Source organism: Streptomyces sp. TG1A-8 (assembly GCF_030499535.1).
Lineage (GTDB): Bacteria > Actinomycetota > Actinomycetes > Streptomycetales > Streptomycetaceae > Streptomyces.
This window is the reverse complement of sequence record NZ_JASTLB010000001.1, coordinates 1,027,035-1,052,247: the sequence shown is the minus strand read 5'-3', so window position 1 is coordinate 1,052,247 and position 25,213 is coordinate 1,027,035. Positions and strand designations below refer to the sequence as shown.

The window sequence follows — 25,213 nt, the reverse complement described above, 5'->3', positions numbered from 1 at the left end:
TCGGACCCGTGACCGCGACGGCCTGACCGCGGCACTCGGCTCTTCGTGCCGGAGTCAGGCCCGGCCCGCACCCACGGCCGCCACTTCCGCCCCGGTCAACCGCGCCAGTTCCGCGCGGGTCGTCCGGAACACCGTGTGCGGCGGACCGGCTCCCGCCCACACGTGCGGGTAGGCGTCCAGGTGCTCGTCGATCAGCGTCGGCAGCGGGCCGGGATGGCCGATCGGGGCGACGCCCCCGACGCGTTGACCGGTGACTTGGAGGACGTACTCGGGGTCGGCGTGCCGGACCCGGCGGTGGGCCACGCCCCGCAGCCGGGCCACGCGCCGGGTGTCGACGCGGTGCGCGCCGCTGGTGACGACCAGCTATGTTGAGAGGTATGTCGAGTCCTGAGGCAGAAAGAAGCGGGCCACCGGTGATCCGGTGGCTGATCGCGTAAGCCTCCGACGACCCTGCTTCCCCCGGCCCCGTCGCCGAGCAGCGGGTCGCGCATCCGCCACGGATCAACCGCATCGCGGGATCACGGCCGGACCTCTCTCCGGGACGTCTCCCACGCGACCGCATGACCTTCCGTCCATGCGTCGCGTCTCCTCTTTCTGCGATGTAGTGGGAGCTTCTTCATGCCATTCGCCGTCTACGTTCTCGGGCTGGCCGTATTCGCCCAGGGAACCTCGGAGTTCATGCTGTCCGGGCTGGTGGAGGACATGGCCGCCGACTTCGGCGTGCCCCTCCCGGCCGTCGGCTCGCTCACTTCGGCCTTCGCCGTCGGTATGATCGTCGGCGCACCGCTGGTCGCGATGCTGAGCCTGCGGTGGCCGCGCCGCCGGGCGCTGCTCGCCTTCCTCATCACCTTCCTCCTGGCCCACGTCGTGGGCGCCCTCACCCACAGCTTCGAGGTCCTCTTCGTCACGCGGGTGATCGCCGCACTGGCCAACGCGGGCTTCCTCGCCGTCGGCCTCGCGACCGCGGCGAGCATGGCCGGACCCCAGGCCAAGGGCCGGGCGACCTCGGTGCTCCTGAGCGGGGTCACCCTCGCCTGCATCGCGGGTGTCCCCCTCGGCGCCGTGCTGAGCGAGGTCTGGGGCTGGCGCTCGGCCTTCTGGGGCGTCGCGATCGTCTCCACCCCTGCGGTCTTCGCGGTGCTGCGGTCCGTACCGGCGACGCCCGTCGACCCTGCGGCTCCCAGCGTCCGCCACGAGCTGCGGGCGTTCCGCACGCCCCGGGTGATCATGACGCTCATGCTCGGAGCGCTGGTCAACGGAGCGACGTTCTGCTCGTTCACGTACCTCACGCCCGTCATCACCAACGTGACGGATCTGAGCTCCGGCTGGGTGCCCGCCACACTGGCGCTGTTCGGCATCGGGTCCTTCGTCGGGGTCAACGTGGGCGGCCGGCTGGCGGACAGCCGTCCCGGCCAGACGCTGGCGGTCGGTGGTGCGGCGCTGTCGGCGGGTTGGTTGCTCTTCGCCCTCACGGCCGCGAACCCGGTCGCGGCGCTGGTCCTCGCCTTCGTCCAGGGGACGCTCTCGTTCGGCGTGGGCTCCACGCTGATCGCGCAGGCCCTCTACACGGCGTCGGACGCCCCCACGCTGGCCGGCGGCTTCGCCACCGCCGCGATGAACGTCGGCGCGGCGGCCGGACCCGCCCTGGGGGGCCTCGTCCTGGGCACCGACCTCGGCTACCGTTCGCCGCCGGTGGTGAGCGCCGTGCTCGTCGCCACGGCCCTGGTCCTGGCGGGCGTGGCCCGTGCCGTCGGCATCACCGGCGGCAGGAGCGGCACCGGCGCCGCGGAGGACCGTCCGGCCGAGCGTCCGGTGCAGGCCCCTTCCTGACCGTCGCCCCCCGTGTCCGGTGGCCCGTCCTCCTCGTGGGAACGGGCCACCGGCCGTGCGCGCGGAGCGCACGGGACGCCCCTCAGAGCAGGGAGAGGAAATGGGAGACCATCTCCGCCGACCGCCCGGGTTCAGACGGGGGTCGCACGTGGACCGGTAGTCCGTGAACCGCGGCGGCTCGTCCCGCTCCGACACGCACTCGGTGGCCGGGTCCGGGGTCAGCTCCAGGTGGAGACCCGCGGGCCACTGCCCGTGGGCCCGCAGCGCCCGGGTGAAGGACGCGATCTCGGCACGCATCGGTTCGATCAGCCGGGTCTTGTGGCCGGCCAGCTTCAGCCCGTTGCCGTGCGTGGGATCACAGGGCCGGACGACCGGTGTGTCTGCGGGTGGGCAACCCCCGCCTCACCGCGGAGAACCTCCCGCGGAACCTGCGCATCGCCGACGGGATCGAGGCCGTCGCCGCCGAGGCCGGCGCCACCCCGGCGCAGGTCGCCCTGGCCTGGTTGCTCGCCCGGGGGGCGTCGTGCCGATCCCCGGCAGCCGACGGGCCGCCCGCGTCGAGGGGAACACGGCGGCCACCGAGGTCCGGCTGAGGCCCGGGCAGCTCGCCCGGCTCGACGCCCTGCCGCCCGCTGCGGGCGGGCACCACACGGAGGAGCAGAAGCGGATGACGGACCGCCTGTGGCGATCGACGCGGTCCCTCCGTCGGCGGACCTGCTCGAACCGGACCCCTGCTGGAAGCCGGAGCTTCTTCCTCGTCGTGGTGCCAGACGGCACCGGTACTCGCTTTCGCCCGGATCCAGGTGTTGCCGGCAAGTGACGCGCCCGCGCTCCTCACGTACCTGATGCGCCGTCAGGTGAGTCGGCGTCCGATCAGCATCAGTCCCCGCACGTTCCGGGGCGGGGGTCCGGGCAGGCGCTTGGCGGCAGCGTCACAACAGCCCGGTTCGCACGGAAACGCAGACGGGGAGCCCTGTTGCGGGGGTGAAGCGACGTTCCTCACAGTCTTCGGGCCGGGCGCGTGTCGGCGGTAGAGTGAAGACCGCCCTTGACCTGCAGGAAGCAGGCAGGGAGCCGTCTTCCAGGAGTCCAAAGTGCTGCGAACTCTGTTCAAGTCCAAGATCCACCGGGCCACCGTCACCCAGGCCGACCTGCACTACGTGGGATCGGTGACCATCGACGCCGATCTGCTCGACGCCGCCGACCTGCTGCCCGGTGAGCTCGTGCACATCGTGGACGTCACCAACGGCGCCCGCCTGGAGACGTACGTCATCGAGGGGGAGCGCGGGTCGGGGGTCGTCGGGATCAACGGGGCGGCCGCCCACCTCGTCCACCCGGGCGACCTGGTGATCATCATCAGTTACGCTCAGGTCACCGACGCCGAGGCGCGACAGCTGCGGCCGCGGGTCGTGCACGTCGACCGCGACAACAGGATCGTGGCCCTCGGTGCCGACGCCTCGGAGCCGGTGCCCGGTTCCGACCAGGAGCGCAGCCCGCAGGCCGTGTCGGCCTGACCGGCGGCCGACGACCAGGAGCGTGCGTGGCCATGAGCGACATCGAGATCCGCGACGACCGCGGGGCGGGCCGCCTGGAGGCCGTCGGCGGCGGTGACGTGGTCGGCCGCCTCGAGTACTTCGTCCTCGACTCGCCCGCACGCGCCCTGGTCCCGGTTCACACGATCGTGGAGCAGGCGCACGAGGGCAAGGGCATCGCCGGCTCCCTCGCCCGCGAGCTGTACGCCGTCGCCGAGCGCGAGGGCGTACCCGTCGCCCCGCTGTGCCCGTACGTCGCCCGGTGGGCCGAACGCCACCCCGACGAGGCCCCGCCGGCCGCCCCGGAACTGCTCGCCGCCGCCAAGGACCGGCTGCGCGCGCACCCCGGCCGGTTCTGAGCGCGCCGGCGTCCCGCGGTCGGGCGTGGGGGTGAGTGCGCGAGCGGGCGTCGGGTAGGGGGGAGTACCCAGAGGTGACGTCCAACGAGCGCGGGAGGACACGATGACGAACCCGTACCCCGACCCCGTCCCGCCGGGACCGGCCCCCACCCCGGAACCCACACCGCCGGACCCCTACCCGTCCCCGGTCCCGCCGCCCGAGCCGGGCCCCCAGCCCACACCGCCCGCCCCCGGACCGGACCCCGCCCCGCCCGCTCCGGGCCCCGACCCGACCCCGCCCCCGGCGCCCCCCGCCCCCGGCCCTCCGGGCCCCACCCCCACCACGGACCCGGGCCACCCCGTCATGTAGGGACCCGGCGACACGGAGGCACAGGGGCACCGGAACACCGGGACAAAGCCGGGGCCGAGCGCTTGTGAGGGGCGCGGGGCGGGCGCGCGCAGTCGCACGCCCGCCCCGCGCCTGCCGGCCTCCTGTGCGCCCCGTAGCCGTCGGCACCCTCGGTGCGCCCCGCGCCAGTGGCCCCACCGGCCGCCGGAAGCGCACCAGCGGGGCGCGGCGCACCCGAGGGACACGGGGAGCCGGCGCGGCCGGCCACGAACGGCCCGCGCCCGCCGGCCTCCCCCCGGATTCAGCGGGCGGCCCACCCCGTACGGGCGGTACCGGCCGGCGCCCCGGGCCGCCGCTAGGCGGAAACCTCGTTCCGCTCCCCGCCCCACAGCGTGTGGAACGCCCCTTCCCGGTCCACCCTGCGGTACGTGTGCGCCCCGAAGAAGTCCCGCTGTCCCTGCGTGAGCGCCGCGGGCAACCGCTCCGCGCGCAGGGCGTCGTAGTACGCCAGCGCCGCCGCGAACCCGGGCGTCGGCACGCCCTGCCGCGTCGCGGCGACCAGCACCTCGCGCCAGTCGTCCTGCGCGGCGCCGATCTCCTGCGCGAACGTCTCGTCCGACAGCAGGCTCGGCAGGTCGGCGCGGGCGTCGTAGGCGGCGCGGATCCGGTCCAGGAACGCCGCCCGGATGATGCAGCCGCCCCGCCAGATGGAGGCGACCCGGCCGAGGTCGATGTCCCAGCCGTACTCCTCGCTGCCCGCGGCCATCTCGTGGAAGCCCTGGGTGTAGGAAACGATCTTGGAGGCGTACAGCGCCTGTTCGACCCGGTCGGCGAAGGCGCCCGCCTCCGCCTCGCCCAGCGGTGACGCCTTGGGCCCGGCCAGGCCCCGCGACGCCTCCCTGAGCGCCGCGTGTCCCGACAGCGACCGGGCGAAGACCGCCTCCGCGATGCCCGACACCGGCACCCCGAGGTCCAGCGCGATCTGCACCGTCCAGCGGCCGGTGCCCTTCTGCTCCGCCCGGTCCGCCACCACGTCCACGAACGGCTCGCCGGTCGCCGCGTCCACGTGGGACAGCACCTCCGCCGTGATCTCGATCAGGTAGGAGTCGAGCCGGCCGGTGTTCCAGGTGCGGAAGATGTCCGCGATCTGCGCCGGGGAGTACCCGGCGACGTCGCGCAGCAGTTGGTACGCCTCGCCGATCAGCTGCATGTCGGCGTACTCGATGCCGTTGTGGACCATCTTCACGAAGTGGCCGGCGCCGTCGGGGCCCACGTGCGTCACGCACGGCGCGCCGTCCGCCGCCTTCGCGGAGATCTTCTCCAGCATCGGGCCCAGCGACCCGTACGACTCCGTCGACCCGCCCGGCATGATGCTCGGTCCGTGCAGCGCGCCCTCCTCGCCGCCGGAGACGCCGGTGCCGACGAAGTGGATGCCCCGCCCGCGCAGGTCCCGCTCGCGGCGCCGGGTGTCGGCGAAGTGCGCGTTGCCCCCGTCGACGATCATGTCGCCGGGCTCCAGCAGCGGCGCGAACTCCTGGATCACCGCGTCCGTCGGCTCACCGGCCTTGACCATGACGACCAGGCGGCGCGGCCGCTCCAGGGCGGCCACGAATTCCTCGGCGGTCCCGGCCGCCACGAAGTCCCCCTCGTGCCCGAACTCCTCGACCAGCGCCCGCGTCCTGGACACCGTACGGTTGTGCACGGCGACCGTGTAGCCGTTGCGGGCGAAATTGCGGGCGAGGTTGCGGCCCATGACCGCGAGACCCGTGACGCCGATCTGCGCTGAAGTGCTCATACGTGCCTGCTCCCTAGCTGCCTGGTGTCCGCGGCACCGTCCGTACGGCCCCCGCCCATCCTGTCGTGCCGCCCCGGCGAGCGCACATCAGGCCCGCCACCCCCGCATGCGCGCGCGAGGCCCCCGCCGCCTCACCGCGCTCCGTCCGCCACCGCACCCGACCGCGTCCGCCACCCACCTCCCCGGACCCGACCGCGCCCGTCACCTCCCCGCAGCGGGCGCCGTCCGTCACCGCACCGCACTCCGTCCGGCCCCTTCCCGCGCCGCCAAGGAAAGTTCTTCCCCGGCCACTTGGCCGACGCAGGAGGCCGATTGCCGTCTTGTCCCGGCCCGTTCGCGGCGCTTACTTTTGCCGCTCCTGACGCATGTCGAGGGGAACTCGGTCATGGCCGAACGCGGCCGGCATCGCCGGTACCAGCCGAACAGGATCAACCGCGCCTCACTCACCGTCACGGCGAGCGGCGCCGGCCTCGCGATCCCGCTGGTCGCCGCCGGAACGGCCGACGCGGCCGGCACCGCCACCTGGAGCAAGGTGGCCGCCTGCGAGTCCAGTGGCAACCGGAGCACCAACACCGGCAACGGCTCCTACGGCGGGCTGCAGTTCACGCAGTCCACCTGGGAGGCGTACGGCGGCACCCGGTACGCGCCGCGCGCCGACCGGGCCAGCCGCGAGCAGCAGATCGCCGTCGCCGAGGAGGTGCTCGACGGGCAGGGACCCGGCGCCTGGCCGGTGTGCTCGGCGCGGGCCGGACTGGCCCGGGGCGGCGCCGCGCCCGAACCGCACACGGACGGTGTCGCGGCCCACCCGGCGAAGACCGGCGGCGCGCCGGACGTGCGGCCGCAGACGACCCCGCAGTCACGCGCGGGCAGGGCCGAGATGTACGCGGTGGTGCACGGCGACACGCTCTCCGGCATCGCCGGCGAGCAGCGCGTCCGGGGCGGCTGGCGGCGGCTGTACGCGGGCAACCGCACGACCATCGGCTCCGACCCGGACCTGATCATGCCGGGCCAGCGGCTGAGCCTGCGCACCACCGCCGAGCCGGCGGCCGGCACCCGCACCGCGCCCGAGTCCCCGAGGAAGCGGACGCCCGAGAAGCAGACGTCCGAGAAGCAGGCCTCGGGGAAGAAGAGCCCGCAGAAGAAGGCCCCCACGCGCAGCGGCCGCCCGGCGTCCCCCGTCGGCCACGGGCTCGTCGCCCCGGTCAGCGCCGCCGTCGGCACCGGCTACCACGTGGCGGGCGCGCACTGGTCGAAGGGCTACCACACCGGGGTCGACTTCCTCGTGCCGGCCGGCACCTCCGTCAGAGCGGCGGCGGCCGGACACGTGGTGGCCGCGGGCTGGGGCGGCTCCTACGGCTACCAGGTCGTGATCCGGCACGCCGACGGCCGCTGCACCCAGTACGCCCACCTGTCGGCGATCTCCGTGCGGGCCGGGCAGGGCGTGTCCGCGGGGCAGCGCATCGGCCGGTCCGGCTCCACCGGGAACGTGACGGGCCCGCACCTGCACTTCGAGGTCCGGACGGGCCCCGGCTTCGGTTCGGACGTCGACCCGCTCGCCTACCTGCGGGCCGGCGGCGTCAGGATCTGACCCGCGTACGGTGCCGGTCCACGACGGACAGCGGCACCGGGAGGCCGGCGGAGTACGGGACGCGGACCGCCGCGGTCCCACGGCCGGGCGGCTGCTCACCGTGACCCGCCCCGGCGTCCACCGGGGCGGCACCGGGCGGTGGCGGCGACGCCCCGTCCCGGGCGGCGCCGTCCGGGACGCCGGCAGGGGGCCCGTCGGGAACGGCCCCGGCCCAGGCGGCCTCCTCCGGCCCGGTCCCCGCCGCGCGCTGCGGGGGGAGCGCCGAAGGGACCTCCTCGGCGCCGGCCCCGGGCCCCCCGGCGGGTCGCGCGGCCGGGGTCTGCTCCAGCCGCTCCGTCGTCAGCAGGATCAGGCCGCCCGCGGCCACCACCCCGCAGCCCAGGGCGAGCACGATGCCCGCGGTGCCGTGGCGGAACGTCTCGCCGAACATCAGGATGCCGACCGCGGCGGCCAGCACCGGGTTGACCACCGTCAGCGTGGCGAGCGGCGCGGCGAGGCCACCGCCCCGGTAGGAGGCCTGGGACAGCAGGACGCCGGCCACCGAGAACGCGCCGATCACCGCGAGCGAGGACAGGCCGCCGATGCCGATGCCGCTGTCCCAGTCGACCGCGACGGTCTTGGTGAACACCGACGACATGCCGAAGGCTATGCCGGAGGCGGTGGCGAGCAGCACGCTGCGCACCGCCGGGTGCCGGTGCGCGGCCAGCCCCGCGGCCGTCAGCGCCACGACCGCCGCGCCGGTGACCACGCCGGCCGCCACCCGCTGGGCCGCGCCGAGGGAGTGCGCCTCGGAGGAGCCGACCAGGGACAGCAGGCCCGCCAGGCCCACCGTGGCCATGATCGCGCCCCGCCAGGCGGCCGCCCCGGCCCTGCGGCCCACGAACAGCGCCGCCATGGGCAGGGCGAAGACGATCGTCAGCGCGCCGAGCGGCTGGACCAGGCTGAGCGGGCCGCAGGCCAGCGCCACCACGTGCAGCACGCCGCCGAGACCGTTCAGCGCCAGCGCCGCCCACCAGCCGGGCCGCCGCAGCGGCATGGAACCGTCCGGGGAGGACACCGCGACCTGCTCCTGGATGATCGCCCCGCCCGCGTACGCGACGGCGGAGACGAACGACAGCAGCACGGACAGCGCGAGGGCGCTCATCGGCGGCTCCTCTGCGTGAAGCGGGTCCCGGGGACCCGGCGCGGCGCACGGTCGGCGTTCATGGGGACCACTCTGCCCGTTCGGGCCCGCTGCGTCGTCGTACCTGAGCACGCCATGCGTCCTACTGCCGATGGAGTACGCCCCCGGCCCGGTCATCCCTCAGGGGGGTGAGCAGGGGACGGACCCGGCGGGCGGGCGCAACGGGCCGGGGACCGGTGCCCCGGGCCGCGGGCGGACCTGGTACCAGTACCCCTCGTGGACCTCGACCCCGGCCTCGCCGCGCTCCGCCCCCTCGGCGGCTTCTTCGTGCTGCGCACGACCGCGGACGCCGCACCGCCCGCCACCGTGCCGCCGACCCTCGCGGAGGCCTACGCGGCGCCCGCGGCGGACGCCCGCCGCGACGCGCTGGTGCTCCGCGTCTCCACGGTCGCGCACCGGCTGCGCGTCCGTGAGCCGCGGGTCTCCGCCTCCCTCGCCCACCAGGGGCTCGCCGCCCGCCTCTGGTCCGTGGCCCTGGCCTGCGCCGCCCTGTACGGCCGGACGCCCGACCTCGCGCCCGCGCTGCTGCGCTGGGACGCCACCGCGAGCGCGCCCGACGACCTGTGGCTGACCGGGGTGCGCGCGCGGCCCGGGGACGCGGCCACCCTCGCGGACACCGTGCTGCACGGCCACCTCGAACCCCTGGAGCAGGCCCTGAGAGCCAGGTACGGGATCGCGGCGGGCCTGCTGCGGGGCAACGCCGGCTCGGCGCTCGCCGCAGCGGCCCGCGAACTCGGCCGCCGGGCACGCGCGAGCGGCCGCGGCGACGCCGCCGAACGGGCCCGCGCCCTCACCGACGCGCTCTTCGCCCACCCCCTGCTGCGCCCCACCGGCAGCCGCACCGGCACGGCCTTCCGCCGCCGCAGCTGCTGCCTGTACTACCGCGTCCCCGGCAGCTCGGTCTGCGGCGACTGCTGCTTCACCCGGCCGCCGGGGACTTCCCCACGCGCCCCATCTGGGTGACCATGGAGGAACCTGCCGACGAGACCAGGGGGTTGTACGGGTGCGAGTGGGACTGCTGACCCGGGAGTTTCCCCCGGACGTCTACGGCGGCGCGGGCGTCCACGTGGAGTTCCTCGCCCGGGAGCTGGCCTCCCTGGTGGACCTGGAAGTGCACTGCTGGGGCGAGGGCCGCGGCGCCGGCGTGTCGCGCCACCGTCCCTGGCCCGCCCTGGACGGCGCCAACGACGCGCTGCGCACCTTCTCCGTGGACCTGTCCATCGCCGCCGCCCTGGAAGGCCGCGAACTCGTCCACTCCCACACCTGGTACGCCAACCTGGCCGGCCACGTCGCCAAGCTCCTCCACGGCGTCCCGCACGTGGTGACCGCCCACTCGCTGGAGCCCCTGCGCCCCTGGAAGGCGGAGCAGCTCGGCGGCGGTTACGCCCTGTCGAGCTGGGCGGAACGCACGGCGGTCGAGGCCGCCGACGCGGTGATCGCCGTCTCCGGCGCCATGCGCGACGACATCCTTACCTGCTACCCGGCCCTGGACCCGGCCCGGGTCCACGTCGTGCACAACGGCATCGACACGGCCATCTACCGGCCCGACCCCGGCACCGACGCCCTGGTCCGGCACGGCATCGACCCCACCCGCCCGTACGTGCTCTTCGTCGGCCGGATCACCCGGCAAAAGGGCGTGCCCCACCTGCTGCGCGCGGTGCGGGACATCGACCCGGGTGCCCAGGTCGTGCTGTGCGCGGGCGCGCCGGACACCCCGGAGATCGACCGCGAGTTCCGGGAGCTGTTCGAGGAGCTGAGCCGGGTCCGCGCGGGCGTGTTCTGGATCCCGCAGATGCTGCCGCGCCCGGAGGTCGTCCAGCTCCTCACGCACGCGGCCGTGTTCGTCTGCCCCTCGGTGTACGAACCCCTCGGCATCGTCAACCTGGAGGCGATGGCCTGCGGCACTCCCGTGGTGGCCTCCCGGGTCGGCGGGATCCCGGAGGTCGTGGACGACGGCCGCACGGGCCTGCTGGTCGACGTGGGCGAGGACACCGACGGCTTCGAGGCGGGCCTCGCCCGCGCGCTGGACACGGTCCTCGGCGATCCGGGGGCGGCCCGGCGGATGGGGGAGGCCGGGCAGCGGCGCGCGGTGGGCGAGTTCGGCTGGGACGCGGTGGCGCGGCGCACCGCGGACCTGTACGAGGAGCTGCTCGAGCAGGCTTAGTCCGGCCGACTCGGGGCATCCATGGTTCATCCAGGGTGAGGGGAGCGGCCATGCGTCGTGGAGGGCCTTCGGTTCTCGGAATTGTACTGGCGGGCGGCGAGGGCAAGCGGCTGATGCCGCTGACCGCCGACCGCGCCAAACCCGCAGTCACGTTCGGCGGGACCTACCGGCTCGTCGACTTCGTCCTGTCCAACCTCGTCAACGCCGACGTGCTGCGCATCTGCGTGCTGACCCAGTACAAGTCGCACTCGCTGGACCGGCACATCACCACCACCTGGCGGATGTCCAGCCTGCTGGGCAACTACGTCACGCCGGTCCCGGCCCAGCAGCGCCTCGGCCCGCGCTGGTACCTGGGCAGCGCGGACGCGATCCTGCAGTCCCTGAACCTCGTCCACGACGAGCAGCCCGAGTACGTCGCCGTGTTCGGCGCCGACCACGTCTACCGCATGGACCCCCGGCAGATGCTCCACCAGCACGTCGAGGGCGGCGCCGGGGTGACGGTGGCCGGCATCCGCGTGCCGCGCTCGGAGTCCCCGTCCTTCGGGGTGATCACACCGGGCTCGGACGGCCGCAGCGTCGACGGCTTCCTGGAGAAGCCGGCCGACCCGCCGGGGCTGGCGGACGACCCCGAGTGCGTGTTCGCCTCCATGGGCAACTACATCTTCACCACCAAGGTCCTCATCGAGGCGCTGCAGCGGGACGCCGAGGACGGGGACTCCGTGCACGACATGGGCGGTTCGATCCTGCCCCAGCTCACCGAGCGCGGCGAGGCGCAGGTGTACGACTTCAGCGAGAACCACGTGCCCGGCGAAACGACCCGCGACCAGGGCTACTGGCGGGACGTGGGCACCCTGGACGCCTACTACGACGCCCACATGGACCTGATCGCCGAGCGCCCGGCCTTCAACCTGTACAACCGGCAGTGGCCCATCTACACCCACTCCAACCAGCTCTCCCCGGCCCGTTTCAACGCGGGCGGCAACGCGAGCGAGTCCATCATCAGCGCCGGCTGCCTGATCCGCGGCCAGGTCACCCGCTCCGTGCTCTCCCCGGGCGTGCGGGTCGACCCGGGCGCGGTCGTGCAGGGCTCGGTGCTGCACGACAACGTCCGCATCGGGCGCGGTGCGATCGTCCGCGGCGCCGTCCTCGACAAGAACGTCGAGGTCCCGCCCGGCGCGACGATCGGCGTCAACCCCGAGCGGGACGCCGAGCTGTACACCGTCTCCCAGGGCGGGGTCATCGCCCTGGGGAAGGGCCAGCGGGTGCCGTAGCGCCCCGCGCCCCCCGTCCGCGCCCCGCGCCCCCCGTCCGCACCGGGCGCCGCCGCGACGCGCCGGTCCCTTGTGCCAGGGATGCCCTGGTTCACGCCGTCCGCCCCGCACGATGCAGGCAACGACGTCGAACCTGCGGAGGTCATCCGACATGAGAGGGACCCGGCGCGCGCGGCTGTGCCTGGCCGGGGTGATGGCAGCGTCCGCGCTGATCGCCACCCCCGCCGCACGAGCCGCCGAGCGGACCGACGGCCACCTCACCGACCTGGTGAACCCCTTCATCGGGAGCCGGAACGAGGGCAACACCTTCCCCGGCGCCGCCGTGCCCTTCGGCATGGTGCAGCTCTCCCCGGACACCGGGCACAGCACCGGTTACGACTACGGGCACAGCCGCGTCCGCGGCTTCTCGCTGGTCCACCTGTCCGGGGTCGGCTGCCGCATCGGCGGCGACCTGCCGGTGCTGCCGACCACCGGCGACGTCACCTCGACGGACTACGCGCGCTACGCCGCCGGGTTCGGCCACGACCACGAGGAGGCGAGCCCCGGCTACTACCGCGTCGGCCTGGACAGCGGCGTCGACGCCGAACTGACCGCGACCGCCCGCACCGGCGTGCAGCGCTACACCTTCCCGGCCACCGACAAGGCCAACGTCCTGCTCAACGCCGCCCAGTCGCTGCACAGACCGGTCACGAGCACGGTCGAGATCCTCGACGACCGCACCGTGCGCACCGAGATCACCGGCCACGGCTTCTGCCGGGACACCGCCCCCTACACCGTCCACACGGTCACCCGCTTCGACCGGCCCTTCACGGCCTACGGCACCTGGAACGGATCGACCGTCACCGACGGCGCGAGGACGGGTTCCGACGGGGCGTACGTCCGGTTCGACACCACCGGGGACCGTACCGTCGAGGCGACCACCGCGCTGTCGTACGTCGACGCGCGCGGCGCGGCCGTCAACCTGCGTGCGGAGGGCGGCCGGTCCTTCGACGCCGTGCGCCGCGCGGCCCGGCGGGCCTGGGAGGACCGGCTCGACGACGTGCGCGTGCGCGGCGGCGGCGACGAGCAGCGCCGCACCTTCTACTCGTCGCTGTACCGCTCCTTCCTCGCGCCGAACACCGGCAGCGACGCCGACGGCCGCTACACCGGCTGGGACCGGGAGGTGCACCGCGCCAAGGGCTTCACGTACTACCAGAACTGGTCGCTGTGGGACACCTACCGCACCCAGTCCCAACTGCTCTCCCTGCTCGCGCCGCGCGAGGCCCGCGACATGGCCATCTCGGTGATCAGGATCGACGAGGAGGGCGGCTGGCTGCCCAAGTGGGGCTACGGCACCGTCGAGACGAACATCATGACCGGCGACCCGGTCACCCCCTTCCTGACCAACGCCTACCAGCAGGGCCTCCTCAAGGGCTACGAGGAGCGGGCCTACCGGGCGCTGCGGAAGAACGCCGACGGCGTGCCGCCGGCGGACCACCCCGGTACCGGACGGGAGGCCAACGCCGAGTACATCGCGCGCGGTTTCGCCCCCCACGTCAAGGACCGCCCGCCCGCCAAGGCGGGCGACTCCGACTACCACCACGGCGCGTCCGTCACGCTGGAGTACGCCCTCGCCGACGCGATGCTCGCCCGGATGGCGCGCGGCCTGGGCCACGAGGCCGACGCCGCCCGCTACGCCGCCCGCGCCCGCAGCTACCGCAACGTCTTCGACCCCTCGACCGGCTTCTTCCGCGCCCGCGACGCCTCCGGCGCCTTCACCGGCTCGCCCGACCCGGCCCGCAGCGAGGGCTTCCACGAGGGCACCGCCTGGCAGTACCAGTGGCTCGTCCCGCAGGACCTGCCCGGCATGGTGGACCTCATCGGCGGACAGCGCGCCGCCAACGACCGCCTGGACTCCTTCTTCGCCTACGACCGGCTGCTGGAGGACCCGGAGCGCACCGCCCGCGAGGTGTGGGTGCACGGAGGCGCGTACGACTACTACGACGCCGACAAGTACAACCCGATGAACGAGCCCGACCTGATCGCGCCCTACACCTACCTGTCCACCGGCCAGCCCTGGAAGACCACGGACGTGGTCCACGCGGCGCTGACCCTCTTCACCGACGGGCCCACCGGGATGACCGGCAACGACGACCTCGGCACGATGTCCGCCTGGCACGTGCTGTCGTCCATCGGCCTCTTCCCCGTCCAGCCCGGCTACGACACCTGGGGCCTGTCCACCCCCGTCTTCGACCGCGTCAACCTCACCCTGGACCGCCGCTACTGGCCGGGCGGCCGGCTGACGGTCACCGCGCCCGGCACCTCGGCCGCCTCCCGCTACGTCCAGGCCGTCCGCACCGACGGCACTCCGCACCGGCGGACCTACCTGACCACGCGGGCGCTGCGCTCCCTGCGCACGCTCGCGTTCACGGTCGGCCCGCGCCCGTCCGGGTGGGGCACGGCCCGCGGGGCGGCACCCCCGGCGCTGTACTGAACCGGACCGGCCCCGGGATCCGCCGGCTCCCGCCCCCCTCCGGGGCGGGACGCCGCCCGCCGCCAACGGTGCGCGGCACGACCGTGCCCGGCCGTAACCACCCCAGGGGGTCCGACCGCGGACAGACCCCGGCAGCCCCCTTCCCGGCAGCTCCACCCGAGGCCGTTCCACCCCGACGCCGACACGAGGCATGCCCTTGACTCCCGACCTGCTCGCCCCCCTGGACCTGGCCTTCTGGAACATGGAGTGCGACCGCCACCCGATGCACCTCGGCGCGCTCGGGGTGTTCACCGCCCACTCGCCCACCGCGGGCGCCCACGCAGCCGACCTGCTCGCCGTCCGCGCCGCCGCCGTACCCGGCCTGCGCCTGCGCATCCGTGACGTGTGGCAGCCGCTCGCCTTCGGCGGCGCCGCCCGCGAGCCCGTCCCGGACTTCGACCCGCTCGACCACGTACGGCTGCATGCCCCGACCGCCGACTTCCACGCGGTCGCCGGCCGGCTGATGGAGCGCCCGCTGGACCGTGCCCGGCCGCCGTGGGAGGCGCACGTCCTGCCCGGCGAGGACGGGGTCTCCTTCGCCGTGCTGTTCAAGTTCCACCACGCCCTCGCCGACGGCCTGCGCGCGCTGAAGCTGGCCGCCGGGATCCTGGACCCGGTCGGCCCGCCCGCGCGCGCACCGCGCGCCGTCGAGTCCCCGCGCACTCCGCCGTCCGACGTGCGCGGGCTGCCCGGTCTGTTCCCCGGCCTGGTCAAGGACGCGCTGTCCGACGTGGGCCGGGCCCTGGACATCGGCGCCTCCCTCGCCCGCTCCACCCTCGGCATGCGGCCCTCCTCCGCGCTGGCCTCCGCGCCCAGCGGCACCCGCCGCACCGCCGGGGCCGTCCTCGACATCGACGACGTCCACCGGGTGCGCAAGAGCGCCGGCGGCACCGTCAACGACGTGCTCATCGCCGTCGTGGCCGGCGCCCTGCGCCGCTGGCTGGACGAGCGCGGCGACGGCAGCGAGGGCGTGGCGCCCCGCGCCCTCGTCCCCGTCTCCCGGCGCCGCCCGCACACCGCCCACCCGCAGGGCAACCGCCTCTCCGGGTACCTGATACCGCTTCCGGTCGACGACCCCGACCCGCTCGGCCGGCTCGGCGCCGTACGCGCCGCGATGCTCCGCAACAAGGACGCGGGCCCCCACCGGGGCGCCGGCGCCCTCGCGCTGCTCGCCGACCACGTGCCCGCCCTCGGCCACCGGCTCGGCGGCCCCCTGGTCGGCCAGGCGGCCCGGCTGTGGTTCGACATCCTCGTCACCAGCGTGCCGCTGCCCGGCCCGGGCCTGCGGCTCGGCGGGCACCGGCTCGCCGAGGTCTACCCCTTCGCCCCGCTCGCCCCCGGCCAGTCGCTGGCGGTCGCCGTCTCCACCTACCGCGGCCATGCCCACTACGGGCTCGTCGCCGACGCCCGGGCCGTCACCGACCTCGACGTGTTCGCCCGCGCCGTGGCGGACGAGGCGGAGGCGCTGGTCACGGCCTGCGAGCACTGACGGAGCGGGTTTGGCCGTACGGCCCCCCGCTCCGTACACTTCCCCGTTCGAAGGCGGGCGCGAGTCGGAGCGCTGCCCGGGAGATCAGGGAAGCGGCAGCGCGATGACGGTGACAGAGGACGGGTCCGCGTCCACGGCGGCCTCCACGGGCGTCCCCACGGACGCCTCCATGGACGAGATGGTCCACGGGCCCGGTATCGACCCCGAGCGCCTCGCCGTCTGCCTGAGCGTGCTGGAGGAGCTCGACCGGCTCGACGTCGACCACCCCGACGCGATCAGGGTGCGCCGGGCCACCTCGCACGTCTACCGCACGGTCAAGCAGCGCCGCCGCCAGGAGCGCCGGGCCGCCAAGACCGCGCACGACCGCGCGGTCACCGAGGCCACCGCCACCGGCTCCGCCGAGCGCGTCGACGACGAGACCGAGGGCATCCTGCCCTCCTCCAAGGTCGAGGAGGGCAGGATCGCGGGCGTGCTCCAGCGTCCGCGCTCCTGCTACATCTGCAAGCAGCGCTACGTCGAGGTCGACTACTTCTACCACCAGCTGTGCCAGAAGTGCGCCGACGAGAACCGCGCCAGGCGGGACGCCCGCGCCGACCTCACCGGCAAGCGCGCCCTGCTCACCGGTGGCCGCGCCAAGATCGGCATGTACATCGCGCTCCGGCTGCTGCGGGACGGCGCGCACACCACCATCACCACCCGCTTCCCGAACGACGCCGTACGCCGCTTCAAGGCCCAGCCCGACAGCGACGAGTGGATCCACCGCTTGAAGATCGTCGGCATCGACCTGCGCGACCCCGCCCAGGTCGTCGCCCTCGCCGACTCGGTGGCGGCCGAGGGACCGCTGGACATCCTGATCAACAACGCGGCCCAGACGGTACGGCGCTCCCCGCAGGCCTACAGCGAACTGGTCACCGCCGAGTCCGCGCCCCTGCCCACCGGGGAGCTGCCGGCCGCCCGGGTGATAGGCACCTTCGGCTCCGGGGCCGTCGCCGAGCTGCCGGCCGCGGGCGTCGGCGCGCTCACCGCCCAGGACGTCACCGACCTCGCCCTGGTCTCCGGCTCGGCGTCCCTGGAGCGCATCGCGGCCGGTACGGCGATCGACGCCGGCGGCCTGGTGCCCGACCTGCACGACACCAACAGCTGGGTGCAGACGGTGGAGGAGGTGACCCCGGTCGAGCTGCTGGAGGTCCAGCTCTGCAACTCCACGGCGCCCTTCATCCTGATCAGCCGTCTGCGCCCGGTGATGGCCGCCTCCCCGGCCCGGCGCACGTACGTCGTGAACGTCTCCGCCATGGAGGGCGTCTTCGCCCGCGGCTACAAGGGAGCCGGGCACCCGCACACCAACATGGCCAAGGCCGCCCTGAACATGCTCACGCGCACCAGCGCCCAGGAGATGTTCGACCGGGACGGCATCCTCATGACGGCCGTGGACACCGGCTGGATCACCGACGAACGCCCGCACCCGGACAAGGTCCGCCTGGCCGAGGCCGGCTTCCACGCCCCGCTCGACCTGGTCGACGGGGCGGCCCGCGTCTACGACCCGATCGTGCGCGGCGAGGCCGGCGAGGACCTGTACGGCGTCTTCCTGAAGGACTACGCGCCGGGCAAGTGGTGAGAGCGCGGTGCCGTCCCGGGACGGCACCGCCCCGTGGTTCACCCGGGGAACCGCTGGTTCCCCGGAGCGGGGGACGCCGGGCCGGTCACGGCCGGCGTCCGCCCGGAGGGCGGCGCGGTGTCGGGCGCCCACCAGGTGAGCGCGGTGCCCGCGAACGGCAGCACCAGGGCGAGCGCCACGGTCCGGCGGGCCAGGGTGAGTTTGCGGGCCGCCCGCACAGCCAGGGTGACCCTGAAGTGGTCCACCGACACGTGGTCCCGGTGGATCTCCGCCAGCGTGACCTCCAGCGGCCGGGTGCCCGCCTGCGCGGCCAGCGCGAGCCACAGTCCCACCAGGGCCAGCCCCAGGCCGTCCCCGACGAGGGCGGTCACGGCGGCCTTCCAGGCGGTCGGCAGCCCCGCCGTGGTGTCACGCCCCTTGATCACGACCGCGGTCCCGATAGGGTGAGGAACGCCGCGAGTCCGTTGCGCCACGCCTCGGCGCCGGCCTGGACCGCGGGCAGGGACTCCCGCATCATCCGGTCGAACCGGTCCCGCTCCGCCAGGTCGGCCGCGGCCGGAGGCCGCTCCGGCTGCCGGAACGTGAAACTCACGGCAGTTCCAGCTCGATGCGGAAGCTCGCGCCGCACCCGGTCACGCCCTCGGGGGCGTCCTGGTGCGTCGAACCGCAGCCGCAGGTGACGTCCAGGACGACGGTTTCCGGAGCGCCCGCGGAGCCGCCCCGGGTGGCCCCCAGGCCCGTGAGGGCCAGGAGCACCCGCCGGTCGACGAGGTGGTGCTCGCAGCGCGGGCAGGGACCGGACACGACGAGGCCCGGGACACCGTCCCCGCCGCGCCGGGAGACCGTGGGGCGCCGGTCGAGCAGCATGCGGTAGGCCCGGTTCGTCCACTGCACATCGGAGGTCGCCACGTACGCGGGCGGTGCTTCACCAGACATGGCGGCAACCTAGATGAGCGTGAACTAACCTGCGAGTGGATTCACGGTTTCGGGGGCGGGGGCTGTGCATGGGGGACGAACCGGGCCCGGGGAAGCGGGAGTTGACGCCGGATGACGTCGGCACGGAGGCGGCCGGGCACGGGCCGGTCAACGGGAGCGGGCCCCTGACCGGAGGGTCCGCCGCGCTCGGCGACTTCAGCCCCCTCCACCGCCTCGGCGTGCTGGCCGAGCGGCACGGGCGGGACCGGCCCGACCCGGACTCCCGCGTGGAACCGGCACGCAGATGGACCGGCTCCCGGCACGGCCCCCGGGCGGGCCGCCGCCCCGCGTGTGGTGGTGCCCGGCCGCCGCGGCGGCCGTGCTGCCGCTCCACGCGGCCGGCCGGTACCCGCGGACCGGCGGCGACCCCGTGCGGCCGGCCGGGGTGCCGTACGAAGTGGTGTCCTCCTACACCACCACCCTGGCCTCCCTGAGCCTGGCCAGGAACCGGCCGGCCGCGCCCCCGGGCCGCGTGCTGGCCGTGGGGCTCACCGACACCGGACGCGGTCACCGGCGCCTGCCGGGGGTGGCCGCGGAGCTGGCGGCGCTGCGGGAGCACCTCGGCGACCGGCTGACGGTGCTCCGTGAGGAGCACGCCACCGTCGAGGCCGTCCGCGGCCACCTGCCCGGTCGCCCCCGGGCCCACTTCGCCTGCCACGGCGGGTCCGGCCTGTTCACCGGATCCTCGGCCGGCCTGTGCCTGCGCGACGGCGACCTGACCCTCCGGGACCTGGCGGACCTGCGTCTGGACCACGCCGAGCTGGCGTTCCTGTCCGCCTGCCACACGCACGTCGGCACCACCCTGCTCCCGGACGAGGCCCTGCACACCGCGGCGGCCTTCCGCATGGCCGGCTTCCGCCATGTGGTGGCAGGTCTGTGGGCCGTTCACGACACGGTCGCCCCGCTGGTCACCGCGTCCTTCCACCGGCGCCTCGGTACGGCGCGGGGGCCCGGTTCCGCCGGTGTCGCCACCGCCCTGCACGAGGCCGTCGCGGCCCTGCGCGCCGACCACCTCACCGATCCGACCGTCTGGGTGCCGTTCATCCACAACGGCCCGTAGGGGCGTGCGCCCGGGGCCCACCGGCCCCGCGGCGGGCCGGGCCCCGGCGGTTTGACCTCGCGTCAGGGCCGGACCGCAACCGCCGCGCCCCGCACGTGCGGTCCGGCCGGCGCCACCCGGAACGGGGCGTGTCGTGACGCGGGAGACGCGGCTTCGACTCGAAGGCGTGTTCGCCCGAGTAGGCCGAGTGGGTGACGGCGATCCCGTCCCGACGAGGCGTCCGGTAGTAAATAGCGGCATATTGAGGGGTATTGGGAACCGTTCGATGCGCGATGGTTACATCTTGTTTGCACCCCTATCGAGCGGCCATCCGCTCATTTGGCTAATCTGGAGAGGACGGACAACAGCACGGGGTCCCACCCACACCCATCGTCCGTCCTGCGACGGAGCCGGTCGACAGCGGCCCGCTCCGCCATGGATCACCGGCGCCACCGCGTCCGAACTGGCCCTTTACCCAGACCTGAGCGGGCGTGGAGCACCGGAGGACATACTGTCCGGCACGCCCGAGGGTGACCCGACACATAAGGAGTGCGCGGTGACACCGGAGAAGACGAACCTCGAACAGCGTCCCCAGGAACGCATGGAGCGCGCCGGACGCCGGTCCGGAGAACTCGGCAGCCTCGACGTGTGGGCCCGGTCCGCCCCGATCCGCCTCGCGGGCTACGAGGAGGACCTCGCCGAACCCCACATCCTGCCGAGCGTGGACTGACCCCGGGGCCCCGTCTTCGCGGTCGACGCGCGCGTGGGCGTGACGGACTCGCGCCCATGCCGATCAGAGAAACCGTGGCCGGGCACTGGCCGTCGATCCGGCCCTTCCGGCACCGGATCGTCGCCGCCGCCGAGACCTACGCCCGGGGCCCGGCCGCCTCCGAGGAGGAGGCCCGCGCCCTGTGGACGGGTCAGGGCAAGCGCCTCTACGCGGCCGAGGACGACGACGGGACCGTGCTCGGTCCGGCCCGCCTCGCCCCGAACCACGGCGACCCCGTCTCGGACGTGGCCAACGCGGGGTTCATGGTCGACCCGGACCACGGCGGCCGGGGGGTCGGCCGCGCCCCCGCCGAGCACGTCCTGGCCGAGGCCCGGGCCCACGGCTACCGCGCCAGGGTCTTCAGCGCCGTCGTCGGGACCAATCCCGCCGTCGGGCTGCGGACGTCCCTCGGCTTCACCGTCCTGGGCACGGTCCCCGAGACGTTCGACCATCCCCGCTACGGCCGGGTCGGCCTGCACATCAGTACAGGGCGCTCGACGACCGCCCCCGGGCGCGAGGTGGCGGCGGCGCCGTCCGCCGCCACGGGCGCAGCGCCTGCAATTCCTCCGCCAGCCCCAGCAGGACCACCTCGCTGCCGGGCGGCCCGGCGAGCTGGACGGCGCAGGGTGCGCCGGAGGGCAGGCTGCCGAAGGGGACCGACATGGCGGGCCAGCCCGTCAGGTTCCACGGCGGGGTGAACGGCGAAGCGGCGGTGTTCGCCAGGAGGTTGCGCAGCCAGCCCCGCTCGTGCCACGGGGCGGCCGCGGGGGAGCGGCGGGCGAGGGCCACGGTGAGCAGGGCGTCGTGCTCGGTGAAGAACGGGACCAGCCGGGCCCGGAGGCGCTCGCGGCGGTCGCCCGTGCGGACCGCGCGGAGGAAGCGGCGGCCCACCGCCGCGTGCACCCGGGTGCGCCGGACCAGCCGCGCCGGGTCGAGACCCTCCGCGTCCACCGCCGTGCCCGCCGTCCAGTGCTGCAGCGAGGTCAGTCCCAGGGACAGGGGGTAGGGCGGCTCGGCCCGCCTCACCCGGTGCCCGGCCCCGGCCAGCACGGCCGCCGCCTGCCGGACCGCGGTCGCGTACGGCGCGCCGACGCCCACCCCGGGCAGCGGGCTGCGCAGCGCGACGGCGATCGAGCGCGGTGCGCGGTCCGCCTCCCGGTGCCCGGCCCGGCCGCCGGCGAGGACGTCCAGCGCCAGACGCAGGTCCTCGACGGTGGTGGCCAGCGGGCCGTTCTCCGCCATGCCGAACCAGCCGCCGTTGCCGATCCCGGCCGGCACCACCCCGCGTCCCGGCTTCAGCGTGACGAGGCCGCAGGCGGCCGCCGGTATGCGCAGCGAGCCCATGCCGTCGTTGCCGAGCGCGAGGGGCACGAATCCGGCGGCCACCGCGGCGGCGCTGCCGCCGGACGAGCCGCCCGCCGTGCGCGAGGTGTCCCACGGATTGCGGGCGGTGCCGTGGACGCCGTCCGTGGTGCCGAAGACGCACAGCTCGGGCACGTTCGTCAGCCCCACCACCACGGCACCGGCCGCCCGCAGCCGGGCCACCGTGACGTGGTCCTCCGCGGCGGGCGTGTCCGGCGTCGCGGCGGAGCCGTTGCGCGAGGACTCGCCGCGCACCGCCAGGTTGTCCTTCACGGCCACCGGCACGCCCGCCAGGGGGAGTTCGGACAGGGCGGCACGGGAGCCGACCTCGTCCGCCTCGGCCAGCGCCGCACCCGGCCGGAGGGTGCGGAAGGCGCCGATCCGCCCGTCGAGCCGCTCGATCCGCGCGAGGTGCTCCGCCACCACCTCCCGCGGCGTGACCTCCTTGGCGCGCACGGCGGCGGCGATCTGGACGGCGGTCCGTCCGGCCCAGCTGCTCACGGACCCTCCCTCGGCTCCCGGTACCGCTGCCGGTGCGTGTCGAACCGGCGTGCAGGGAGAACTGTGCACGGTCGGACGCGGCACGTCGAGGGGGCGGAAGGCCGGCGCCGCGCCCGCCGGGCCGCACCGGTGCTCCGCCCGGGCCGCCCGGCCCGCCGGCCCGGCCCGCACCGCGCCCTGATCCCGGGCCACCGGCTGTTCACCGGCGAGCGGATCGGCCACCATGCGTCCGGAGTCCCGCGCGTGGTACTCCCCACCCGGCGGCACCTCCCGGACCGCCGGCCCGGACACGAGGAGGGTACGGACACCATGAGCGACTTCGCGGGCCCGGGGGCCCCGGCCACCGGCACCGCCCCCACCGCCGACGGCGGCCCGGTGACCGCCCTGGGCCGCAGCGGCGTCGGGACCGGCCCGCTGGGCTTCGGCGCCGCCGGCATCGGCAACCTCTACACCCCGCTCAGCGACGAGCAGGCGCACGAGGCCGTGCGGGCCGCCTGGGAGCGGGGCATCCGCTACTTCGACACCGCCCCCCACTACGGCCTCGGCCTGTCCGAGCGGCGCCTGGGCGCGGCCCTGCGCGGCCACGACCGTTCCCGGTACACCGTCTCCACCAAGGTGGGCCGCCTGCTGGAGCCGGTGGACGGCCCCGCCGGCGACGACCTGGCGAACGGCTTCGCCGTGCCGGCCACGCACCGCCGCGTCTGGGACTTCAGCGCGGACGGCGTCCGCCGCGGCCTGGAGGCCAGCCTGGCGCGCCTCGGCCTGGACCGGGTCGACGTCGTCTACCTCCACGACCCCGACGACCACGCCGGACAGGCCTTCCGCGAGGGCTACCCCGCCCTGGAGGAACTGCGCGCGCAGGGCGTCGTGGGCGCCATCGGCGCGGGCATGAACCAGACGGAGATGCTCACCCGGTTCGTCCGCGACACCGACGTGGACGTGGTGCTCTGCGCGGGCCGGTACACCCTGCTCGACCAGAGCGCGGCGGACGAGCTGCTGCCCGAGGCCGCCGCGCGGGGCGTGTCGGTCGTGATCGGGGGCGCCTTCAACTCCGGACTCCTGGCCGACCCCGCACCCGGATCCACGTACGACTACGCGCGTGCGCCCCGGCAGCTGCTGGAGCGCGCCCTGCGGCTGAAGGAGGTGGCCGGCCGCCACGGCGTCACCCTGCGGGCCGCCGCCCTGGCGTTCTGCTCCGCGCACCCGGCCGTCACCACGGTCCTGGCCGGTGCCCGCTCGGCCGCCGAAGTGCACGACTGTGCCGACCAGTTCGCCACTCCCGTCCCGGCCGCCTTCTGGCAGGAGGCGCGCGACCTCGGGCTGCTGCCCGGGGCGGGGCCGTCGTGAGCCGGGGGGACCGGCCCCCGGGCGCCTTCGGTCCCGGCCGGCTCATGGCCGGCGGGCCGCCAAGTCCAGCCGGACCGGGGGCAGGTACTCCCGCACGTACGTCCGCTCCCAGCACGCTCCCGTCTCCCGCAGCTCGCGCCAGGTGGTGTAGCGGTAGCGGAACAGGCGGGCGCGGACGTGACGGGGCGGGGTGTCCGGCGGGAACGGGGAGCGGCGCAGCAGCCTCAGGGTGTCGGGGTCGTTCTCCAGCAGCCGTTCCACCAGCTTGCCGAACCAGTCGTCGGCGTAGCCGGGGGAGAGCGCGGCGAACCACATCAGCCAGTCCAGCCGCAGGTGGTAGGGCGCGAACTGGCGGGGCCAGCGACGGGGATCGCCGGGCTTGCCCCTGAACTCGTACTCCCGCCAGTCCGCGTCCTCCCGGGGTACGGCGTCCAGCGTGCCCTCGACCACCACCTCGTGGCGGACCCGGCTGACGCTGCCGAACGCGCCGTAGGTGTTGACCAGGTGCAGGGGGTCGAAGGAGCGGTTCATGACCTGGCGGCGCGAGACCATGTTCCGCACCGGGTGGTGGCTCAGGCAGAGCAGGAGGGCGGCCACCGCCGACACCAGGACCTCGTACCACAGCGGCGCGGGCGGCACGGCCGGTGCCGCGGCGGGCGGCCGGAGCGCGGACAGCGCCAGCACGATGGTGATCCAGTTCAGCCAGGAGAAGTTGCCGGACAGCACCAGCCACAGCTGGGTGACGATCACCAGCGCGGCGGCGGCCGAGGCGACCGGCTGCGGAGCGAACAGCAGGACGGGCACCACCAGCTGGGTGACGTGGTTGGCGGCCACCTCCGCCCGGTGCACGGGCTTGGGGAGGTGGTGGAAGAACCAGCTCAGCGGGCCCGGCATCGGCTGGGTCTCGTGGTGGTAGTCCAGACAGGTCAGCCTCCGCCAGCAGGCGTCGCCGCGGAGCTTGATCAGCCCGGCGCCGAACTCCACCCGGAACAGGATCCAGCGCAGCAGGAACAGCACCAGGACCGGCGGCGCGACCTCGTCGTTGCCGAGGAAGGCCGCGAGGAAGCCGGTCTCCAGCAGCAGCGACTCCCAGCCGAACGCGTACCACGTCTGGCCCACGTTGACGATCGACAGGTACAGCGCCCACGGCACCAGCCACAGCAGGACGCCGCCCCACAGCGGCAGGGCGCCGTCCGCGCCGGCGAGCAGGGCCGCCGACACCGCGCAGCCCGTCCAGGCGCAGGCGGCGAAGAAGCGGTCCGAGTAGTGCAGGTGGAACAGGCTCGGCGCCCGCCTGAACGGCACCCGGGCCGTGAAGCGGGTCACGGGCAGCATGCCGCGCTCGCCGAGCAGCGCCCGGAACTGCAGCGCGGCCGTCAGGAACGCCACGAGGTACACGCCTGCCAGGGCCCGCTGCAAGACCAGCCGGCCCAGCCAGTAGTCGGGGGCGGTGAACCAGTTCACGTCACTGCGTGTACCGCACCGCTCCGCCCGCGTAACCCGGAGCGGGGCGGGCACCGCCCCGGTCGAAGAATCGGGCGAACCCTGGCAAGG

General features: G+C 74.9%; 21 protein-coding genes and 3 pseudogenes. 15 read left to right on the top strand and 9 right to left on the bottom strand.

Going from position 1 to position 25,213, the window contains the following annotated elements; all coding sequences use genetic code 11:
* Positions 1–54: 54 nt before the first annotated feature.
* Positions 55–363, bottom strand: coding sequence for a YbaK/EbsC family protein (locus QQY24_RS04225; RefSeq protein WP_301976140.1), 309 nt, complete (start codon positions 361–363; stop codon positions 55–57).
* 255 nt (positions 364–618) lie between these two features.
* Here QQY24_RS04225 and QQY24_RS04220 point away from each other — a divergent pair, with 255 nt between their 5' ends.
* Positions 619–1,830, top strand: a complete 1,212-nt coding sequence (locus tag QQY24_RS04220; RefSeq protein ID WP_301971306.1) for a Cmx/CmrA family chloramphenicol efflux MFS transporter — start codon at positions 619–621, stop codon at positions 1,828–1,830.
* Positions 1,831–2,019: 189 nt separating this feature from the next.
* On the opposite strand, the pseudogene QQY24_RS04215 reads toward QQY24_RS04220, so the two are convergent.
* Positions 2,020–2,160 (bottom strand): annotated as a pseudogene (locus QQY24_RS04215) (3-deoxy-7-phosphoheptulonate synthase); the annotation flags it as partial.
* Between the two features lie 62 nt (positions 2,161–2,222).
* On the opposite strand from QQY24_RS04215, the pseudogene QQY24_RS04210 reads away from it, so the two are divergent.
* The 3 genes and pseudogenes from QQY24_RS04210 to QQY24_RS04200 form a co-directional block, all read left to right on the top strand.
* A pseudogene (locus QQY24_RS04210) lies at positions 2,223–2,470 on the top strand (aldo/keto reductase); the annotation flags it as partial.
* A gap of 454 nt (positions 2,471–2,924) precedes the next feature.
* Positions 2,925–3,344, top strand: a complete 420-nt coding sequence (gene panD, locus QQY24_RS04205) for an aspartate 1-decarboxylase (RefSeq protein WP_301971305.1) — start codon at positions 2,925–2,927, stop codon at positions 3,342–3,344.
* A 32-nt stretch (positions 3,345–3,376) separates the two neighbouring features.
* Positions 3,377–3,721 carry a GNAT family N-acetyltransferase gene (locus QQY24_RS04200; protein ID WP_301971304.1) on the top strand — a complete coding sequence of 115 codons (345 nt, stop codon included), beginning with the start codon at positions 3,377–3,379 and terminating at the stop codon, positions 3,719–3,721.
* Positions 3,722–4,404: 683 nt separating this feature from the next.
* On the opposite strand, the gene gndA is transcribed toward QQY24_RS04200, so the two are convergent.
* Positions 4,405–5,844: an NADP-dependent phosphogluconate dehydrogenase gene (gndA, locus tag QQY24_RS04195; RefSeq protein ID WP_301971303.1), complete on the bottom strand. Its 1,440-nt coding sequence runs from the start codon at positions 5,842–5,844 to the stop codon at positions 4,405–4,407.
* Between the two features lie 385 nt (positions 5,845–6,229).
* On the opposite strand from gndA, the gene QQY24_RS04190 reads away from it, so the two are divergent.
* On the top strand, positions 6,230–7,432 hold the full coding sequence (locus QQY24_RS04190) for a peptidoglycan DD-metalloendopeptidase family protein (protein WP_301971302.1): 1,203 nt from the start codon (positions 6,230–6,232) through the stop codon (positions 7,430–7,432).
* Here QQY24_RS04190 and QQY24_RS04185 read toward each other — a convergent pair.
* Positions 7,422–8,576, bottom strand: coding sequence for a DMT family transporter (locus QQY24_RS04185; protein ID WP_301971301.1), 1,155 nt, complete (start codon positions 8,574–8,576; stop codon positions 7,422–7,424). The genes QQY24_RS04190 and QQY24_RS04185 overlap by 11 nt on opposite strands.
* Positions 8,577–8,831: 255 nt before the next feature.
* Between QQY24_RS04185 and QQY24_RS04180 the strand changes: the two genes are divergently transcribed.
* The 6 genes from QQY24_RS04180 to QQY24_RS04155 all read left to right on the top strand — a co-directional run bounded on the left by QQY24_RS04180 (position 8,832) and on the right by QQY24_RS04155 (position 17,666).
* Positions 8,832–9,578, top strand: coding sequence for a (2Fe-2S)-binding protein (locus QQY24_RS04180; protein WP_301971300.1), 747 nt, complete (start codon positions 8,832–8,834; stop codon positions 9,576–9,578).
* Between the two features lie 40 nt (positions 9,579–9,618).
* A complete protein-coding gene (gene glgA, locus QQY24_RS04175; protein WP_301971299.1) occupies positions 9,619–10,779 on the top strand; it encodes a glycogen synthase in 1,161 nt (386 codons plus the stop codon).
* A gap of 50 nt (positions 10,780–10,829) precedes the next feature.
* Positions 10,830–12,050 carry a glucose-1-phosphate adenylyltransferase gene (glgC, locus tag QQY24_RS04170; protein ID WP_301971298.1) on the top strand — a complete coding sequence of 407 codons (1,221 nt, stop codon included), beginning with the start codon at positions 10,830–10,832 and terminating at the stop codon, positions 12,048–12,050.
* Between the two features lie 151 nt (positions 12,051–12,201).
* A complete protein-coding gene (locus QQY24_RS04165; RefSeq protein WP_301971297.1) occupies positions 12,202–14,523 on the top strand; it encodes a GH92 family glycosyl hydrolase in 2,322 nt (773 codons plus the stop codon).
* A gap of 196 nt (positions 14,524–14,719) precedes the next feature.
* A complete protein-coding gene (locus QQY24_RS04160) occupies positions 14,720–16,051 on the top strand; it encodes a wax ester/triacylglycerol synthase family O-acyltransferase (RefSeq protein ID WP_301976139.1) in 1,332 nt (443 codons plus the stop codon).
* Between the two features lie 169 nt (positions 16,052–16,220).
* Positions 16,221–17,666 (top strand): SDR family NAD(P)-dependent oxidoreductase, encoded by a 1,446-nt coding sequence (locus QQY24_RS04155; RefSeq protein ID WP_301976138.1) that lies wholly within the window; start codon positions 16,221–16,223, stop codon positions 17,664–17,666.
* A 38-nt stretch (positions 17,667–17,704) separates the two neighbouring features.
* Here the strand turns inward: QQY24_RS04155 and QQY24_RS04150 are convergent, their stop codons facing one another.
* Genes QQY24_RS04150 through QQY24_RS04140 form a run of 3 tightly spaced genes read right to left on the bottom strand, consistent with a single transcriptional unit; the run spans position 17,705 to position 18,602 of the window.
* Entirely contained in the window at positions 17,705–18,091 is a 387-nt protein-coding gene (locus QQY24_RS04150; protein WP_301971296.1) for a hypothetical protein, read from the bottom strand.
* The gene (locus tag QQY24_RS04145; protein ID WP_301971295.1) at positions 18,088–18,258 is read right to left on the bottom strand and encodes a hypothetical protein; all 171 of its coding nucleotides are present in this window, start codon (positions 18,256–18,258) and stop codon (positions 18,088–18,090) included. The genes QQY24_RS04150 and QQY24_RS04145 overlap by 4 nt, the downstream gene beginning before the upstream one ends.
* Entirely contained in the window at positions 18,255–18,602 is a 348-nt protein-coding gene (locus QQY24_RS04140; RefSeq protein WP_301971294.1) for a hypothetical protein, read from the bottom strand. The genes QQY24_RS04145 and QQY24_RS04140 overlap by 4 nt, the downstream gene beginning before the upstream one ends.
* Before the next feature lie 283 nt (positions 18,603–18,885).
* Here QQY24_RS04140 and QQY24_RS04135 point away from each other — a divergent pair, with 283 nt between their 5' ends.
* The 3 genes and pseudogenes from QQY24_RS04135 to QQY24_RS04125 all read left to right on the top strand — a co-directional run.
* Positions 18,886–19,701, top strand: coding sequence for a CHAT domain-containing protein (locus tag QQY24_RS04135; RefSeq protein WP_301971293.1), 816 nt, complete (start codon positions 18,886–18,888; stop codon positions 19,699–19,701).
* 535 nt (positions 19,702–20,236) lie between these two features.
* Positions 20,237–20,410 carry a hypothetical protein gene (locus QQY24_RS04130; protein WP_301971292.1) on the top strand — a complete coding sequence of 58 codons (174 nt, stop codon included), beginning with the start codon at positions 20,237–20,239 and terminating at the stop codon, positions 20,408–20,410.
* Between the two features lie 56 nt (positions 20,411–20,466).
* Positions 20,467–20,931 (top strand): annotated as a pseudogene (locus QQY24_RS04125) (N-acetyltransferase family protein); the annotation flags it as partial.
* Here QQY24_RS04125 and QQY24_RS04120 read toward each other — a convergent pair.
* Positions 20,930–22,312, bottom strand: a complete 1,383-nt coding sequence (locus tag QQY24_RS04120; protein ID WP_301971291.1) for an amidase — start codon at positions 22,310–22,312, stop codon at positions 20,930–20,932. The pseudogene QQY24_RS04125 and the gene QQY24_RS04120 overlap by 2 nt on opposite strands.
* Positions 22,313–22,687: 375 nt before the next feature.
* Here QQY24_RS04120 and QQY24_RS04115 point away from each other — a divergent pair, with 375 nt between their 5' ends.
* A complete protein-coding gene (locus QQY24_RS04115) occupies positions 22,688–23,659 on the top strand; it encodes an aldo/keto reductase (protein WP_301976137.1) in 972 nt (323 codons plus the stop codon).
* A 42-nt stretch (positions 23,660–23,701) separates the two neighbouring features.
* Here the strand turns inward: QQY24_RS04115 and QQY24_RS04110 are convergent, their stop codons facing one another.
* Positions 23,702–25,123 carry a lipase maturation factor family protein gene (locus QQY24_RS04110; protein ID WP_301971290.1) on the bottom strand — a complete coding sequence of 474 codons (1,422 nt, stop codon included), beginning with the start codon at positions 25,121–25,123 and terminating at the stop codon, positions 23,702–23,704.
* Between the last annotated feature and the right edge of the window lie 90 nt (positions 25,124–25,213).